This is a genomic window from Pseudorhodobacter ferrugineus DSM 5888, assembly GCF_000420745.1.
Taxonomy (GTDB): Bacteria; Pseudomonadota; Alphaproteobacteria; order Rhodobacterales; family Rhodobacteraceae; genus Pseudorhodobacter; species Pseudorhodobacter ferrugineus.
This window is the reverse complement of record NZ_ATVN01000010.1, coordinates 50,630-64,866: the sequence shown is the minus strand read 5'-3', so window position 1 is coordinate 64,866 and position 14,237 is coordinate 50,630. Positions and strand designations below refer to the sequence as shown.

General features: G+C 59.7%; 13 protein-coding genes. 2 read left to right on the top strand and 11 right to left on the bottom strand.

What is annotated here, in order from left to right; genetic code table 11:
- Positions 1-192: 192 nt before the first annotated feature.
- The 3 genes from G560_RS0110505 to G560_RS0110495 are packed head-to-tail and all read right to left on the bottom strand — an operon-like array spanning position 193 to position 3,274.
- The gene (locus G560_RS0110505) at positions 193-885 is read right to left on the bottom strand and encodes an ATP-binding cassette domain-containing protein (protein WP_022704268.1); all 693 of its coding nucleotides are present in this window, start codon (positions 883-885) and stop codon (positions 193-195) included.
- Positions 885-2,060, bottom strand: a complete 1,176-nt coding sequence (devC, locus tag G560_RS0110500) for an ABC transporter permease DevC (RefSeq protein WP_022704267.1) — start codon at positions 2,058-2,060, stop codon at positions 885-887. The genes G560_RS0110505 and devC overlap by 1 nt, the downstream gene beginning before the upstream one ends.
- Positions 2,057-3,274 (bottom strand): HlyD family efflux transporter periplasmic adaptor subunit, encoded by a 1,218-nt coding sequence (locus G560_RS0110495; protein WP_022704266.1) that lies wholly within the window; start codon positions 3,272-3,274, stop codon positions 2,057-2,059. The genes devC and G560_RS0110495 overlap by 4 nt, the downstream gene beginning before the upstream one ends.
- 70 nt (positions 3,275-3,344) lie before the next feature.
- Here G560_RS0110495 and G560_RS0110490 point away from each other — a divergent pair, with 70 nt between their 5' ends.
- Entirely contained in the window at positions 3,345-3,953 is a 609-nt protein-coding gene (locus tag G560_RS0110490; RefSeq protein ID WP_022704265.1) for a TetR/AcrR family transcriptional regulator, read from the top strand.
- Here G560_RS0110490 and G560_RS0110485 read toward each other — a convergent pair.
- From G560_RS0110485 to G560_RS0110475, 3 genes are all read right to left on the bottom strand, one after another.
- Positions 3,950-4,801: a C40 family peptidase gene (locus G560_RS0110485; protein WP_022704264.1), complete on the bottom strand. Its 852-nt coding sequence runs from the start codon at positions 4,799-4,801 to the stop codon at positions 3,950-3,952. The two genes, G560_RS0110490 and G560_RS0110485, sit on opposite strands and share 4 nt — an antisense overlap.
- Positions 4,798-6,201, bottom strand: coding sequence for a leucyl aminopeptidase family protein (locus tag G560_RS0110480; RefSeq protein ID WP_022704263.1), 1,404 nt, complete (start codon positions 6,199-6,201; stop codon positions 4,798-4,800). The genes G560_RS0110485 and G560_RS0110480 overlap by 4 nt, the downstream gene beginning before the upstream one ends.
- A gap of 124 nt (positions 6,202-6,325) precedes the next feature.
- Complete coding sequence (locus G560_RS0110475) at positions 6,326-6,709, bottom strand: hypothetical protein (RefSeq protein ID WP_028913969.1); 384 nt, start codon at positions 6,707-6,709, stop codon at positions 6,326-6,328.
- A 139-nt stretch (positions 6,710-6,848) separates the two neighbouring features.
- Between G560_RS0110475 and G560_RS0110470 the strand changes: the two genes are divergently transcribed.
- Positions 6,849-7,496, top strand: coding sequence for a carbonic anhydrase (locus G560_RS0110470; RefSeq protein WP_022704261.1), 648 nt, complete (start codon positions 6,849-6,851; stop codon positions 7,494-7,496).
- Between the two features lie 162 nt (positions 7,497-7,658).
- On the opposite strand, the gene G560_RS0110460 is transcribed toward G560_RS0110470, so the two are convergent.
- The 5 genes from G560_RS0110460 to G560_RS0110430 all read right to left on the bottom strand — a co-directional run bounded on the left by G560_RS0110460 (position 7,659) and on the right by G560_RS0110430 (position 14,203).
- Positions 7,659-9,293, bottom strand: a complete 1,635-nt coding sequence (locus G560_RS0110460; protein WP_022704259.1) for a DUF4139 domain-containing protein — start codon at positions 9,291-9,293, stop codon at positions 7,659-7,661.
- 31 nt (positions 9,294-9,324) lie between these two features.
- Entirely contained in the window at positions 9,325-9,450 is a 126-nt protein-coding gene (locus tag G560_RS21620) for a hypothetical protein (protein WP_280513717.1), read from the bottom strand.
- Positions 9,451-9,520: 70 nt separating this feature from the next.
- A complete protein-coding gene (locus tag G560_RS0110450; protein WP_028913968.1) occupies positions 9,521-10,543 on the bottom strand; it encodes an aspartate-semialdehyde dehydrogenase in 1,023 nt (340 codons plus the stop codon).
- A 1,135-nt stretch (positions 10,544-11,678) separates the two neighbouring features.
- Positions 11,679-12,845, bottom strand: a complete 1,167-nt coding sequence (locus G560_RS0110435) for an MFS transporter (RefSeq protein WP_022704255.1) — start codon at positions 12,843-12,845, stop codon at positions 11,679-11,681.
- A 122-nt stretch (positions 12,846-12,967) separates the two neighbouring features.
- Positions 12,968-14,203: an MFS transporter gene (locus tag G560_RS0110430; protein WP_022704254.1), complete on the bottom strand. Its 1,236-nt coding sequence runs from the start codon at positions 14,201-14,203 to the stop codon at positions 12,968-12,970.
- Positions 14,204-14,237: the final 34 nt, after the last annotated feature.

The following is a 14,237-nucleotide window of genomic DNA, read 5'->3' as shown; positions in this document are numbered from 1 at the left end:
GGGGGTGGCGTGCAGCCAGAACCCCGAAAGGCCCCGGCGTACAGGACGGAACTTCGGGCCCGCGCAAACCGCCGCCCCGCAACGACGCCATCGCTGCTGCCTTGTGTTTTGCCGCGTTTGGGGCCACGGCGCAAGCCGCCTGATTTCATCTTTGCAAAAATACTCACTCCGCCGCCTGCCGCACAAACAGCCCTAGGGGTTCGTATCCTTCACCACGCGGCCCTCTTCCAGCGTGATAATCCGGTCGGCAAGGTCCATGATCCGGTTGTCATGGGTTACCATCACGGTCGTCGTGCCACGGGTTTGGCCCAGCGTTTTCAACATGTCCACCACCACACGGCCCGACTCCTTATCCAACGCCGCCGTGGGTTCATCGGCAAAGATCACCTCGGGGTTCGATACCAGCGCGCGAGCCACGGCGACCCGCTGCTTTTGCCCGCCAGACAGGTTGGCGGGCAAATAGTCCATTCGGTCTGCCAACCCCAAAAGCCCCAGCATATGCGCCGCAGCGTGGCGTTGTTTGACCGCATCACCCGCCCCGTGCACCTGCAAACCCATCAACACATTTTGTGCGGCGGTCAGGCTTTCATGCAGGTTATGCGCCTGAAAGATGAACCCCAAGCGGCGGCGCAACTGCACCAACTCCGCCTCGGTCGCCCCGCGCAACGGATGGCCCAGCAGGTCAACGCGCCCCTCTTGCACATCGCGCAAACAGCCCATCAAGGTCAGCACCGTAGTTTTGCCCGACCCCGACGGCCCCATCAAAATCGTCAGCGTCCCGCGCTTAATGGTCAGATTCAGATCCCAGATCGCCTGTTTGCGCGCCTCGCCCAGCCCGAAATAATGGTTTAGGCCTTGGGCGACAATCGGGGCCGCGCCGCCCATCAAAACAGATCCGCCGGGTCAGCGGCCGCAAGACGGCGGGTCGCAATCGCACCCGATGCCGAACAGGCCGCAAGCGTGCCAACAAACACCAATGCCGCGCGCGCGCTGTCCATCACCACAGGCAAGCCGGTCACAACGTTCAACCCCGCATACAGCCCCATCGACACAATCAACCCCGGAATAAACCCGAACACCGCCAGAATAAGCGCCTCTTCAAACACAATCCCAAGGAAAAACGGCTGGTCATAGCCCATCGCCTTGAACGTCGCATATTCGCGCAAATGGTCGGCGACATCGGTCGACAGCACCTGATAGACAATCACCAACCCCACCAAAATCCCCATAAACACCCCAAAGCCAAAGATGATCCCCGTGGGTCGTTCCGTTGCCATAAAGGCAAGATCGGCGGCGCGGGCCTCTGGCATCGTCTGCACCTTTACAATACCTGCCGGCAATTCCGCGCGCAGGCGGTCCACCACCGTAGCGGAGGATACCCCGTCCACCACGCGCAACAAAATATGATCTGGCGCGCCAGACCTGCGCGAGCCGAAAAACCGCAAAAAGGTTTGGTCCGATGTCACCATCATGCCATCGGCCAGAAAGCCGCCACCCACAGCCATTGACCCGACCGCCGTTAGGGTCTTGCCATTCGCCTCAAAGGTAAAGCTGCTGCCTGTGGCCAAACTGGCCAATGCCTCGGCAGGCATGCTGCGGGTGTCTTTGTCCAACAGCACGGTATTTTCCAGCGCCAACCCAGCCAGCGCGGGGGCGATCACGGGGGCCACAAACTGCGTTTGGGAAATATCCACACCAAAGCTGAGCAATGAGATAGAGCTGCCATCCGCCAGCGTTAGGGGCAGGTTCCCGATATACAAAGGTATGCCCGATGCCACCCCCGCAACCCCCAGCGCCTGAAACATATAGGCCCGCGCGATATTGCCGCTGTCCGTTAGGGTGTTGCCTTCGGATGACGACAAGATGATATCGCCATCAATCAACGCATAGGGGGCCACGGTGGAATTGTTCAGCGCCCCCATGATGCCAAGCTGCATGAACACCAACAGATTGGCAAAGGCCACGCCCGCCACCGCCGCAATCAGGCGCGTGCGGCTGTGCGACAGTTGCAACCAACCAATCGGCAAGCGCCCGAACAGCCATGTCAGCAAACGGTTCATTCGACACGGCCCGCATCTATCCGCACGATGGTATCCAGATTGGTGAACCCGCGCGCCAGTTCGGATGACGCTGAATCCAGCGTCACAATCACATCCACCACCCGCGCATCGGTGTTGGCGGCAGGGTCGTCGGATGTGATGGACTGGCGGCCAATTTCAAGCCCAATCGCGGTGACGGTGCCCGTCAAATCCAGCGCCAAAGCCTCGGCCGAAACGGTCACAGGGTCGCCGATGGTCACACGCCCGATCAGGGTTTGATAAACCTCGGCCTCAACCGTCATCTGGCTGGTATCGCCCAGATCAATGATCCCTGCGGTGCCAGACCGTTCGCCCGCCCGCGCGTTGATGTCCAGCACGGTCCCTGCACTTGGAGCGCGCACATAGGCTGCATCCAGGTTCTGCTCGGCGCGGGTCAGATCGACACGGGCGGCGGCAAGGTTGGCCTCGGCCACGGCAATATCGGCTTGGGTCGCGTCAACGGCCTGATAGCGCGACAAGGTGGCAATGGCGCGTTCGACATCGCGCCCCGCCTCGGCTGCGCGAGCAATGGCCTTGTCCAGCTCGGCACGGGTGGTGACACCGCGTTCAAACAGCGATGTCACCCGCTCCATATCCGACTGCGCATTCTTGGCAGTGGCCTGCGCGCGGTCCAGTGCCGCCTGCGCCTCATCCCGACTGGCGCGGATGGTGGCGGTGGTTTGCGCCAAGGTGGCCTGCCGCACGGCAATCGTGGCCCGCGCCGTGGCCACGCCGTTTTCCAGCGTCGGCAGATTGTCCAGCACGGCCAGCACGGCACCCGCCGCCACCGTATCGCCCAAAGCGACCCGCACCTCGGCTATCCGCGCATCGCCGGCACCAGATGGCGTGGCAACACTCACCACATCTCCACGCGGAATAATGCGGCCCAGTGCTACAACATCACCTTCGCTCACCACGGCCACCGCCTCTTGCGCTTTGACCTTTTGGATCGCCACGGCGATGGGCGTGTTTGTCCCCGCGCCCGGTTGCAGGCCGGTGATCCCGAAAAACGCGCGCAGGCCGGGGGGCTGAAAATACAGCCCCGCCACGCCACCACTGAAAAAGATCAGCATCACCAGTGGCACAAACCGCAGCTTTGACCACAGGTTTGATCGCGGCTTGTTGGCAGGCGTGGGCGTTTTCTTGGCCAAGCCATTGTCCACCAAGGGCAGATCTGTTTGCGGATCTTCGGGCATCGGGCTTCCTTGCGCCATAGACATTTACTGACATATATGTCATTAATATAGAAAAACACAAGAGACGATTATGCCAGACACCAAACACCAACGCCGCAAAGACGCCCGCCCTGATGAAATTATCAGCGCAGCGCTGGCCGAATTTGGCGACAAGGGCTTTGCCAGCACCAGCATGGGCAGCATCGCGGCGCGTGCGGGTATCGCGCGGCCCACGGTCTACCTGTATTACCCCACCAAAGACGCGATATTTGAGGCGGCCGTGACAGACCGTATGGGCGGCATGGTGTCACGCGCACAGGATATTCTGGCGGTGGACGCGCGGTTTGACCTGATGCTGGAACAGGTTTTGCGCAGTTATTACGACCGGATTGTTGGCACCGATGCCTCGGCCCTGATCCGTGTGCTGATCGCCGAAGGCGGGCGGTTTCCAGCGCTGACCAGCTTTTTCCGCACCACCATGCTTGGCACGATGGAAGGGCTGCTGTCCGCCCTTGTCGCCAAAGGCATCGCGCAGGGCGAGCTGCGCGCCGCAGTGCAGGACATGGACCTAAAGGTCATCATTGCCCCTGCCGTATTCACGTTGGTGTTCGGCCTGATATTCGGCCCGATGGACGATACGGCAAAAGAGCGGTTTATCCGCTCTCACCTCTCGATCATCCTGAACGGGCTGCGCGCCTAACCCAGCCGCCGCCGCGCAATCACCTCGGCACCCGTGCTTTCGCGAATACGCGCAATCGCCTCATCCACTGGCTCTATCACGGTGGCCATGAACGCGCCTGTGGCATGGATCATCAGCGTGTCATCGACCATCATCGCGACATGGCCTTTCCAAAACAACAAATCGCCCCGCTGCAACGGCGTACCGTCTGGCACCTCATAGCCCAGTGCCTGTTGCAAATCACTGTCACCAGGGCAGCGCTGCCCGCAGGCCAGCAGTGACAATTGCACCAAACCCGAACAATCCACCCCCGCATGCCCGTTGCCGCCCCACAAATAGGGCACGCCCAAAAATAGCCCCGCCACCTCAACCGGATCACCGTACCAATAGCCCAGTTTTTGCAAATGCCCCGTGGGCACAAACCCGTGCGGGGTTTCGGAAAACGCGCCATCCTCGCCCAGCACCGACAAGCGGCTGCCAAAGCTGATGCCAACCGATTGCGGGGCCTGCGCGCGCGGTTCGGAATAGAGATGGCTTGCGGGCGCGGCCAGCCAATGCGTTGGCTTGGTGGGTTCGCACAGCGCGTTTTCGGGCAAATACCCGCAATAGCCATCCTTGACGCTGCGACCAAAGGCGAAACCGTCCAGCACCTCGATCACGTCAAACCCGTCGCCCAGCAGCAGTTGGCGTTCGCGTTTGCCGTTGGGCGCGTTCAGCAAATCGGCAACCGGCACCGCAATTTCAAACGGGGTGGCATCGGCAAAGGTCGGCGCATCGACCACCCCTTGCAGTGAAATATGCGCGACACGGGCGTTGGCAAAGGTCAGGCGGCGGTCGGTGTGTGCGGTGGCTGCAGGAATATCGTTCATAGCTTTGCCCCCAACATCTGCGGCAAGGCCGCCAGAATGGCGCGCGCGCCTTGGCCAACGCCGCCTTTGGGCCGCGCAGGGGCCGATGCGGGTTGGTGGCCGTAAATGTCAAAATGTACATAGGCGGGGTTGGCGACAAAGCGGCGCAAGAACAGCGCGGCGGTGGTAGACCCCGCAAACCCGCCCGATGGCGCATTGTCCAGATCGGCAATGCCAGGTTCGATCATCGCCTCATATCCCGGCCATAAGGGCAAGCGCCACACGGGGTCGCGCACCTGCATGCCCGCCTGCGACAGCGCGGTCGCAAACCCTTCGTCATCGGTGAAAAACGGCGCAAGATCGGGGCCAACAGCCACCCGCGCGGCCCCCGTCAGCGTCGCCATCGAAATCACCAGATCGGCCTTATCCGCGCCTGTCCCTTCATCCGCCAGCGCCAGCGCATCGGCCAGTACCAACCGCCCTTCGGCATCGGTATTGTTCACCTCGACCGTCAACCCCTTGCGCGATGTCAAAATATCGCGCGGTCGCATCGCATTACCGGAAATGGCGTTTTCCACGGCAGGCACCAGCACCCGCAACCGCAGCTTTAGCCGCAGCGCCATAATCATATGCGCAAGGCCAAGCACAGTCGCCGCCCCGCCCATATCCTTTTTCATAAGCAACATTCCGGCGGATGGTTTTATATCCAGCCCGCCTGTGTCAAAGCAAACGCCCTTGCCCACCAACACCAGCTGCGGGCCTTCGGTCCCCCAGCGCATATCCAACAAGCGCGGCGCACGGGTCGACGCGCGGCCAACGGCATGGATCATCGGGAAATTCTGGGTCAGCAAATCATCGCCGCGCACAGCCGAGACGCTTGCGCCATGCCGATCGGCCAGTTTCCGAAAAGCCATTTCCAATTCGTCCGGCCCCATATCGGATGCAGGGGTGTTGATCAGATCACGGGTCAAACACTCGCCTTCGACCATCGCCAAAACCCGCGCTGTATCAACTCCTTTGGGGGCCTTAAGGCGCGGCAACGCAGTGGCGGACTTGCTGGGGCGATAGGTGTCAAACCGGTACTGGCCCAAAAACCACGCCAGCACGGCCTCATCCAACGCCTCACCCGTCAAATCGGTTTCAAAATGCCAATCGCCAGCGGGCAAGGCTGTCGCCGCAGGGGCCAAGCCAAAGCGGTTGCGGACACGGGCGGTAGGCGTGCCATAACCCACAATCGCCGCCGTAATCTGCCCCGCCGCATCGGGCAAAGGCAACACCGCCCCCAGCCCCGCCGTAAACCCGTTCGCCGCCACCCAAGCTGCAACAGGGGCAGGTTGCGTGCCAAGCCACGCCTGCAAATCCGCCTCGGCCAGAATATACAACGGCTTGGACGGGCTGGCAGCAGGTACAAATTCGGGCATAGCGCTCACTCCACTAAATCGCGTTTCCTCAGACCCTAAGCCGTTTTGCGCCGTGGCTTAATCCCCTAAATCACGCGCAGCACAGGAATTTTCATCCACACCCCCCTTATCAACGCCCCTCACCCTAGATCTGCTGGTCCAATGCACCAATTTCTGTGGCCAACGACACCTCGGCCACACGCACCAACCGCGCCCAAACAGCCGAAAATGCCGTGAAATCGCCGCTGTCCAAACAGGCCTGCGCGTCACTGGCCACGCCGCCAAGGCTGACCAACCCCAATTGCACCGCCATCCGGTCCAGCCTGCGCAACTGGCGCGCAAGGTCGGACATATTGCGCGCCTTTACCAGCTGCGCGATGCCCGACATGGTCAGCGCCAATTCACCCAGCGCGCGGTTCACCACCTCTTCGGCGGCATGCGTCCCCATCGAGCGGTAAATCAACGCAATCGGTTCCGCATCCTGCTGGATCCTGTCTTTTGGCCTAAAGGCCATTATCATAGCTGTCATGTCACCCTCACCTTCCATTCACACCCACGGCCAGAATGGCCCTAGGTGCTAAAGAAAAGGTTGCCGCCCAAACAGGAAACCCCTCGAATTTTCCGAAAACACTGGCTACTAGGCAAGGACGCCATGCAGGAGCATACCGATGGACCACGCCAAATTGCTGCCCTCTTACCTGATCCAGCGCTATCACGGCTGGAAGGCCACGGCCTACGCCGAAAACCGCGCATGGTATCGGCGCTTGGCAGAATCGGGTCAGCACCCCCGCGCGATGATCATTTCCTGCTGTGACAGCCGCGTACATGTAACGTCGATTTTCGGCGCGGATGAGGGCGAATTTTTCATCCACCGCAATATCGCCAACCTTGTGCCGCCCTATACGCCCGATGGCAAGAATCACGGCACCTCGGCGGCGGTCGAATATGCCGTGACCGCGCTCAAGGTCGCGCATGTGGTGGTGCTGGGCCATTCCAACTGCGGCGGCGTGCAGGGCTGTCATGATATGTGTTCCGGCCACGCGCCGGAATTGTTGGAGGCGTCAAGCTTTGTGGGCCGCTGGATGGATATCCTGCGCCCGGGCTATGAACGCGTGGCGCATATCGAGGAAAGCCTGCGCGCGCGGGCGTTGGAAAAAGAGGCGGTTGTGGTCAGCCTTGAAAACCTGATGACGTTTCCGTTTGTGCGCGCAGCTGTGGAAGACGACCGCCTGACCCTGCACGGATTGTGGACCGATGTCGGCGAAGGTGGCTTGGAACAATATGATCCGGTCAAAGGTGGGTTTGTGGGCGTCTAACGGCGGGTTCAAACGGTGGGTGATAACCCACCCTACGACATGAGGGTAGGGTGGGTGATAACCCACCACCCGTCAAAACTGCCGCAGGTCCCCGGTGCGCCAAAGCACAGCCAACGCAGGCCATCCGCAGAGTGCGGTTTTACCCCACCATCATCAATCCTTTCAATACCGCCCGCCATTCAGCTCTTTCCCGTCCGGCCAGCTTTCGCGGGTAGTCAGGGTGATCGTTTGCGTCTTGCCCGCTGGCACTGAAACATCCCACGCCAGCACGCCGCGCTGCCCGTCTACATCTGTCTCGGTCACTGGCAGATCGGCGGTATAGGTGATGACCAGGTCCTCTTGCTCGGAATAGGGGATCCCCTCCATCACACGCACATCCCACGCCTGGTCGGTCAGGTTTTCCACCGACAAAACAGCCGTCTCCTCGATCTGGTTGGATTTGCTGAAAATCCCGCGGTCGCCTTCGGCCCGCGCGGGCACAATCCGCTTGAGCCGCAGCCCTTCGATCGCACCAAAGCCCATCACCGCCGTTGCCCCAGGCGCGATGGATGCCAGTTGCGTCTGCCCCATCAACGCCCCGTCACGGGTAAGGGTGGCGGGCCCGGGCAGCAGGATCTGGCCGCTGTCATTGGTAAATTCGGCCATCATGAACGCCGTCGCATCGGCGCGCGGAACGGCGCGGGCCTGCGCCGATGCGGGCAAGCTGACACGGTCCAGCACCAGCCGCAAATTCTGCGCCCCGTCCACAATGTCCACGGGCTGCGGATAGGCATAGCTTACAATATCACCTTGAAACGCCACGCCGACCGCCACATCTGCCAAGGTTTCCATCATCGCGCCCATTTCTGCCTCGTTTATCGGGGCTGGGGCGGCCGCTCGGCTTTCCAGCTTGGCCATCTCCATCGGATCATCAATCCGGTGCAACTGCGGCCAGATGCGTGACGGGTCAGGCGAATTTCCTGGCTGCGCAGTCGACAGGGTCAGCGCAATACCGGTCCAATCCTCGCCCGTCGCTTGCGATACCAACAGCGACCGGTCCAGCACCACCTGCCCCGCCGCGCGGTCCAGCGCCATGTCATAGATCGGCGCCCAAGTGGCATTGTCCATAAATTGCGTCACCTCGACCAAACTTGGCCCCACCTGCGTCACCGAAACAGCCAGCGACAGCGCCGCATAGTCTTTGGTAGGCTTGCTGAGCGCATCCAACGCCGCCTGTGCCTTGACCTGCGCTTCTACCGCCGCCTCATACACTTTTTGCACCGCAGGCAAATCCGCCCGCGCTGCCAACGCCGCCTGCGACGCGGCCAAAACCTCGGCACCGATCATCCGCGCGGTGGCTTGCAGGGTTTCCGTATCGGCCTTGGCATCGGTTGCGCCCAAACGTCCCAAATAGGCAATCTGCGCCTGCGCCGCCTCAATCCGCGCAGCCACACCATCCACCGCCAGTTGCGCCGTCGTCACGCCACCCTTCGCCGCCTCCAACGCCGCCTCGGCCGCCACTTGCGCTTCCGGCTTTACCGGATCAACCACCGGCAAACGCCCCGTGCGCAAGGAATAGGCCCCAATCTCTACCCCCTCCGATGGTTTCAGGCGCAAGGACTGCGGGTCGGTGTCTTGCGGCAAATCGGTGATCAGAACGTCATGCAGCCCCGGCTGCGCCTCAAACGCCACCACCCGCGTCAGCATCGCCCCTTGCGGATAGACCGTCACCGCGGTGATCTTGCTGCTGGCCAGAATGGTTTCGGCCTGCAACGGCGTGGCGAGCAATAGCGAGGACAGTAAAATAACGCGGCGCATGGAAAAACCCCTTTAATATGACACCCCCAACTTAGCGGGCACCACGTGGCACACAAGCCACCCAATCACGCGGCGGCGGGACTTGGCCCATAAATGCAAAACGCCCCGCCCGTTTTGGGGGCGAGGCGTTGAGATCCTCTTGCAACATACGTGCCATGCGGCGCGGTGCAGTGGCTCCGCGCGTTCGGCGCTCAAAACGGTCCACCAGACCGTTTTGCGGGCGCGCCTCACCCTTTTTTCAAACAGCGCACGCCCAGCACTTCGGCGATCTGCACCGCATTCAGCGCAGCCCCCTTGCGCAGGTTGTCCGACACGCACCACAGGTTAATCCCGTTATCAATCGTGCTGTCTTGGCGGATGCGGCTAATGAACGTCGCGTAATCGCCTACGCATTCCACCGGCGTCACATAGCCACCGTTTTCGCGCTTATCGATCACCATGATCCCGGGGCTTTCGCGCAAAATATCCCGCGCTTCATGCTCGTCCAAGAACTCTTCAAACTCGATGTTGATCGACTCTGAGTGCCCGACAAACACCGGCACGCGCACGCAGGTCGCCGTAACCTTGATGTTCTTATCCAAAATCTTCTTCGTCTCGGCCACCATCTTCCACTCTTCTTTGGTGGAACCGTCATCCAAAAACACATCAATATGCGGGATCACGTTGAACGCGATCTGCTTGGTGAACTTTTTTGGCGGCTTGTTGTCGGTCGGGTTATAGATGCTTTTGGTCTGGTCCCACAGCTCATCAATGCCCTCTTTGCCGGCACCCGACACGGATTGATAGGTCGAAACCACGACCCGCTTGATGCGCGCACGGTCATGCAACGGCTTCAACGCCACAACCATCTGCGCGGTCGAACAGTTCGGGTTCGCGATGATCATCTTTTTGGTATAGCCATAAATCGCGTCGGCGTTCACCTCCGGCACGATCAACGGCACATCGGCGTCATAGCGGTACAGGCTGGAATTGTCGATCACCACGCAGCCTTGGCTGGCCGCTTTGGGCGCATAAACCTTGGTCGCATCGGACCCCACGGCGAACAGCGCAATGTCCCAGCCGGTGAAATCAAACGTGTCGAGATCCTTGCATTTCAAGGTCGCATCGCCAAAGCTGATTTCCGTGCCCATGGATTTGCGCGACGCCAGCGCCACAATCTCATCCACCGGAAACTCGCGCTCGGCAAGGATATTCAGCATCTCACGGCCCACGTTGCCCGTGGCCCCAACGACAGCGACTCTATAGCCCATTTTGGCCTCCATTAATGCGGTCCCCGCGCCTTAGCGCATAGGCGCGGCGGGGGGAAGGGGGCCAGCGCGGGGGGCCTGAAAAAGTGCCCATTTTGGCGCAATGTGTAGGGTGGGTGAAACCTGTAAGGCCCGACGGCTTTGGCCTTTGCATCCCCGTATCGGTGCTAAATCAGGAAAACGCCAAAGCAGACTTTTATGCGAGATTCAGAGAATGGCAGCCAAGAGCCCAAACTGTTCAATGCTGCGCTGCGCATCAACGGCGGCTTTCAGGAATGCATCGAGAGGAAAGCCGCATAGTCTTCAATCCAACGCTTCTCACACCACACCTGTTCTCCATGTTTAGTAATTTGGGACAACTCATTGTCCTCTGTTATTGTGCTAACCCAAGGTAGTATTCGTGTTTTGACTAATTTCCTCATCTTTCGAAGACGCTTTTTCACAGCTTCACGAGGTTGATCCCCGTAGGTTAAGTCACTTGTTGACCAGCGACCGGTGTGTTCAGGGCGATACTTCAGACTAGGTTTCAGCAAGCTATCGAAGTCCTCAAAGGTTAGTTTTCTCGGGAAGTCATCTACGACTAGTTTTTTGCTGTCGGGGTCATCGCTGCTCACAGGCCTTAGAAAAGAGTGACGAAAACAAATGACCGTCCGGGCTACCCCGGGGTGCGGCCACTTTCCACTAATTCGCATAATCCAAAGGTCGCGGGTGCCGCTCATATATCGGAGAGACTTCGTTTTTCGCACAAAAGCGAAACCCATTTCGATCAATGGATGGGCGAGTTCTTGATCAAACAACTCGTTAAATTCTATATGGTCCAAGTGATTACCGCTCTGTGCCTCACGTTCTATAGAGCTTAGCAGACATTCATGAACTGGCAACGAACGGCAGCAAAGTCCGCAAAGCAACCTTTGCAAAGACTGCGGTTCAGGTCCGACTTGGGTCAGAAATGCTCGGCGTTTACGTCAGTATTGCATGAGATTGTCATGCCCATCTTAAAGCGCCCGTAGGGTGGGGTTCCACCCCACCAATCCGTCCCGCGCACACACCGCGTCCGCATTAAAATTCAGTTAACAAAAATCACAATATCATTCAAAATCAAATACTTACAGAAATGTCCGCGCGCGAACATCTGGCCCTAATCGGTCCGATCCTGCGAAAACAGATAGATCACCAACCCCAAAGCCATCGCCACCGCAAAGAACCCGAAAATCGCGACATACCCCGCCTCAAGGCTCTCGGCGCCGCCTTTCAGATGCCCCGTATAAACCTGCGCCAGCCCCGTGGCCCCGATCCCGAAAAGGTTCATCAAAGTCACCCCCCGACCGACCAGATGGGGCGGGAAAAACGCCCGCCCGTGGGCCATAACCATCGGAAACGACGCCCCGAAAAACCCGATCACAACCAGCATCAAAACCGCAAAAAACACGCCTTCGGCAGGCAAGACCCACAGCGCCACAAGAGCCGCACAAACCACGGCATTGCCCCCGAAAATCAACCATTTCCGCGTGCCAAAAACGCGGTCCAGTGGGCCATAGGCAAAGTTTCCCAAAACCATCGCCACCCCCATCGCCAGGGTGACGCGCCCAATTCCGCCCGCATCCATTCCATAGATATCGGCAAAATACGGCCCCGCCCACAGCCCCCTCAGCCCCGCCGCAGGCAGGTAATTCACCGCCATGATCGGCAAAATGAGCCACAGCGCCCGAATGCGTAGAATATCCCAAATCGACCCGCGCGGGCCCGGCGGCAAGGCCTGCGGATCACGGACCAACACGGCAATTGCCCCCGCCACAGACAGGCTGACCCCAGCCAAAACCCACAAACTGCCGCGCCAGCCGAACAGATCCAACGCCACCGCCAAAGGCAAGGAACTCGCAATATTCCCCAGCGATCCAACCCCGATCACCACACCTGCCAGCGTCCCAAAAACCCGCGCCGAAAACACCCGCGCAAAGATATAATAGTTGGCCATCAAGACGGGCGAGCATCCAACCCCGATCAATGCCATCGCGGCCTTGACCTCAAACGCTGATCCAGCCACAGCAAACAAGGCTGCCCCGCCAGCCCCGCCAATGCCAAACAAAACCGCCGCCGTCAGGCGCGGCCCGACCCTATCCAGCGCTACGCCAACCGGAATTTGCATCGCGGCAAAGGCCAGAAACCACATCCCCGACGCATCGGCCAAATCCCCCGCTGACACGCCTAGATCGGCAATCAAGACGGGACTCATTACGGCCAAAAAGGCACGGTAAAACTGGCTCAGCACATAGGCCAACACCAAACTGACAATTCCGGCCCTCATTACCGCCTCCATTTCATCTTGGATTAAATACCTAAATCCCGCACCCGATGACCACCGGCCCAAGGCGCACCGCGTTAGCGCCGTTCAAGGGGGTTCGATGCCCCCTTGAACGGCTCCCGGCTTCAAGCCGCCACCAGTTCCACACGCCGCTCTTTAATCGGCAGGTGCACCAGTGCCGAAAAAGCACCAATCCCCACGCCGATCCACCAGACCAGCGTGTAATCCCCCGTCAGATCATACATCTTGCCGCCCAGCCACACGCCAAGGAAAGACCCCAATTGATGGCTGAAAAACACAAACCCATAAAGTGTACCCATATAGCGCAGCCCGTACAAATGCGCGACCAAACCGCTGGTCAGCGGCACCGTGGCCAACCACAAAGACCCCATGACGAGTGAGAAAACCAACACCGTCGCAGGCGTCATCGGCAGCAGAATAAACGCCGCCGCCGCAACCGTGCGGCCGGCATAAATTGCCGCCAGCAGGTATTTCTTGGAATATCGTTTGCCCAGCCAGCCCGCATAGATCGCGCCCGCAATATTCGCCATCCCGATCACCGAAATCGCCACCGCGCCTAGAATAGAGGTGCTGGAAATGCCGATCCCCGCCAGATAGCCTGCAGGGTCAATCGGGCCGCACATCTCGGTTATGAACGCTGGGAAATGTGCGGTGATGAATCCCAGTTGATAGCCGCAGGAAAAGAACCCCACGAAAATCATGATGTAACTGGGGTCACGAAACGCGCGGTTCAGCACGGACCCAAGGCTTTCTTGCAACTCCACCTTGGTCGCGGTGATAGGCGCGCGCAGGAACGGCAGCGCAAACAGCACCATCAAAATCACCACAGCAAAGATGCAAAACACCGTTTGCCAGCTGTAGGATTGCAGCAAAAATTCAGCAGTGGGTGCGCCGAACACTTGGCCCGCAGACCCAGCGGCGGTGGCGATGCCCAGCGCAAGGCTGCGGTTTTCATCCGATGTCGCCCGGCCCACAATCGCCAAGATCACGCCAAAGCCAGTGCCTGCAATGCCAAACCCCACCAGAATTTCCAGCAGCCAATGCTGGCCCGGCGTCACGGCCATCGACGACAGCACCAGACCCGCAGAATACAAAATCGCCCCAGCAATAATCGCGCGACGGTCGCCAAAGCGTTCGGCCAGCGCGCCAAAAATCGGCTGGCCTACGCCCCATGCCAAATTCTGAATCGCAATCGCCATGGAAAAATCGGCGCGCAGCCAGCCGAATTCGGTCGCGATGGGGATTTGGAACACGCCAAAGCTGGCGCGAATGGCAAAGTTCACCACCAAAATGGCGCACCCCGCGATCAGAACGGGGGTGAACAGGGCTGATTTGGTCATTGCAACGCTCCGGTCTATCAGGCCGGAACCTTTG

Coding starts and splice junctions, on each gene's coding strand:
- G560_RS0110505 (WP_022704268.1), bottom strand. CDS start 885: ATGGGCGGCGCGGCCCCGATTGTCGCCCAAGGCCTAAACCATTATTTC.
- devC (WP_022704267.1), bottom strand. CDS start 2,060: ATGAACCGTTTGCTGACATGGCTGTTCGGGCGCTTGCCGATTGGTTGG.
- G560_RS0110495 (WP_022704266.1), bottom strand. CDS start 3,274: ATGCCCGAAGATCCGCAAACAGATCTGCCCTTGGTGGACAATGGCTTG.
- G560_RS0110490 (WP_022704265.1), top strand. CDS start 3,345: ATGCCAGACACCAAACACCAACGCCGCAAAGACGCCCGCCCTGATGAA.
- G560_RS0110485 (WP_022704264.1), bottom strand. CDS start 4,801: ATGAACGATATTCCTGCAGCCACCGCACACACCGACCGCCGCCTGACC.
- G560_RS0110480 (WP_022704263.1), bottom strand. CDS start 6,201: ATGCCCGAATTTGTACCTGCTGCCAGCCCGTCCAAGCCGTTGTATATT.
- G560_RS0110475 (WP_028913969.1), bottom strand. CDS start 6,709: ATGACAGCTATGATAATGGCCTTTAGGCCAAAAGACAGGATCCAGCAG.
- G560_RS0110470 (WP_022704261.1), top strand. CDS start 6,849: ATGGACCACGCCAAATTGCTGCCCTCTTACCTGATCCAGCGCTATCAC.
- G560_RS0110460 (WP_022704259.1), bottom strand. CDS start 9,293: ATGCGCCGCGTTATTTTACTGTCCTCGCTATTGCTCGCCACGCCGTTG.
- G560_RS21620 (WP_280513717.1), bottom strand. CDS start 9,450: ATGGCACGTATGTTGCAAGAGGATCTCAACGCCTCGCCCCCAAAACGG.
- G560_RS0110450 (WP_028913968.1), bottom strand. CDS start 10,543: ATGGGCTATAGAGTCGCTGTCGTTGGGGCCACGGGCAACGTGGGCCGT.
- G560_RS0110435 (WP_022704255.1), bottom strand. CDS start 12,845: ATGAGGGCCGGAATTGTCAGTTTGGTGTTGGCCTATGTGCTGAGCCAG.
- G560_RS0110430 (WP_022704254.1), bottom strand. CDS start 14,203: ATGACCAAATCAGCCCTGTTCACCCCCGTTCTGATCGCGGGGTGCGCC.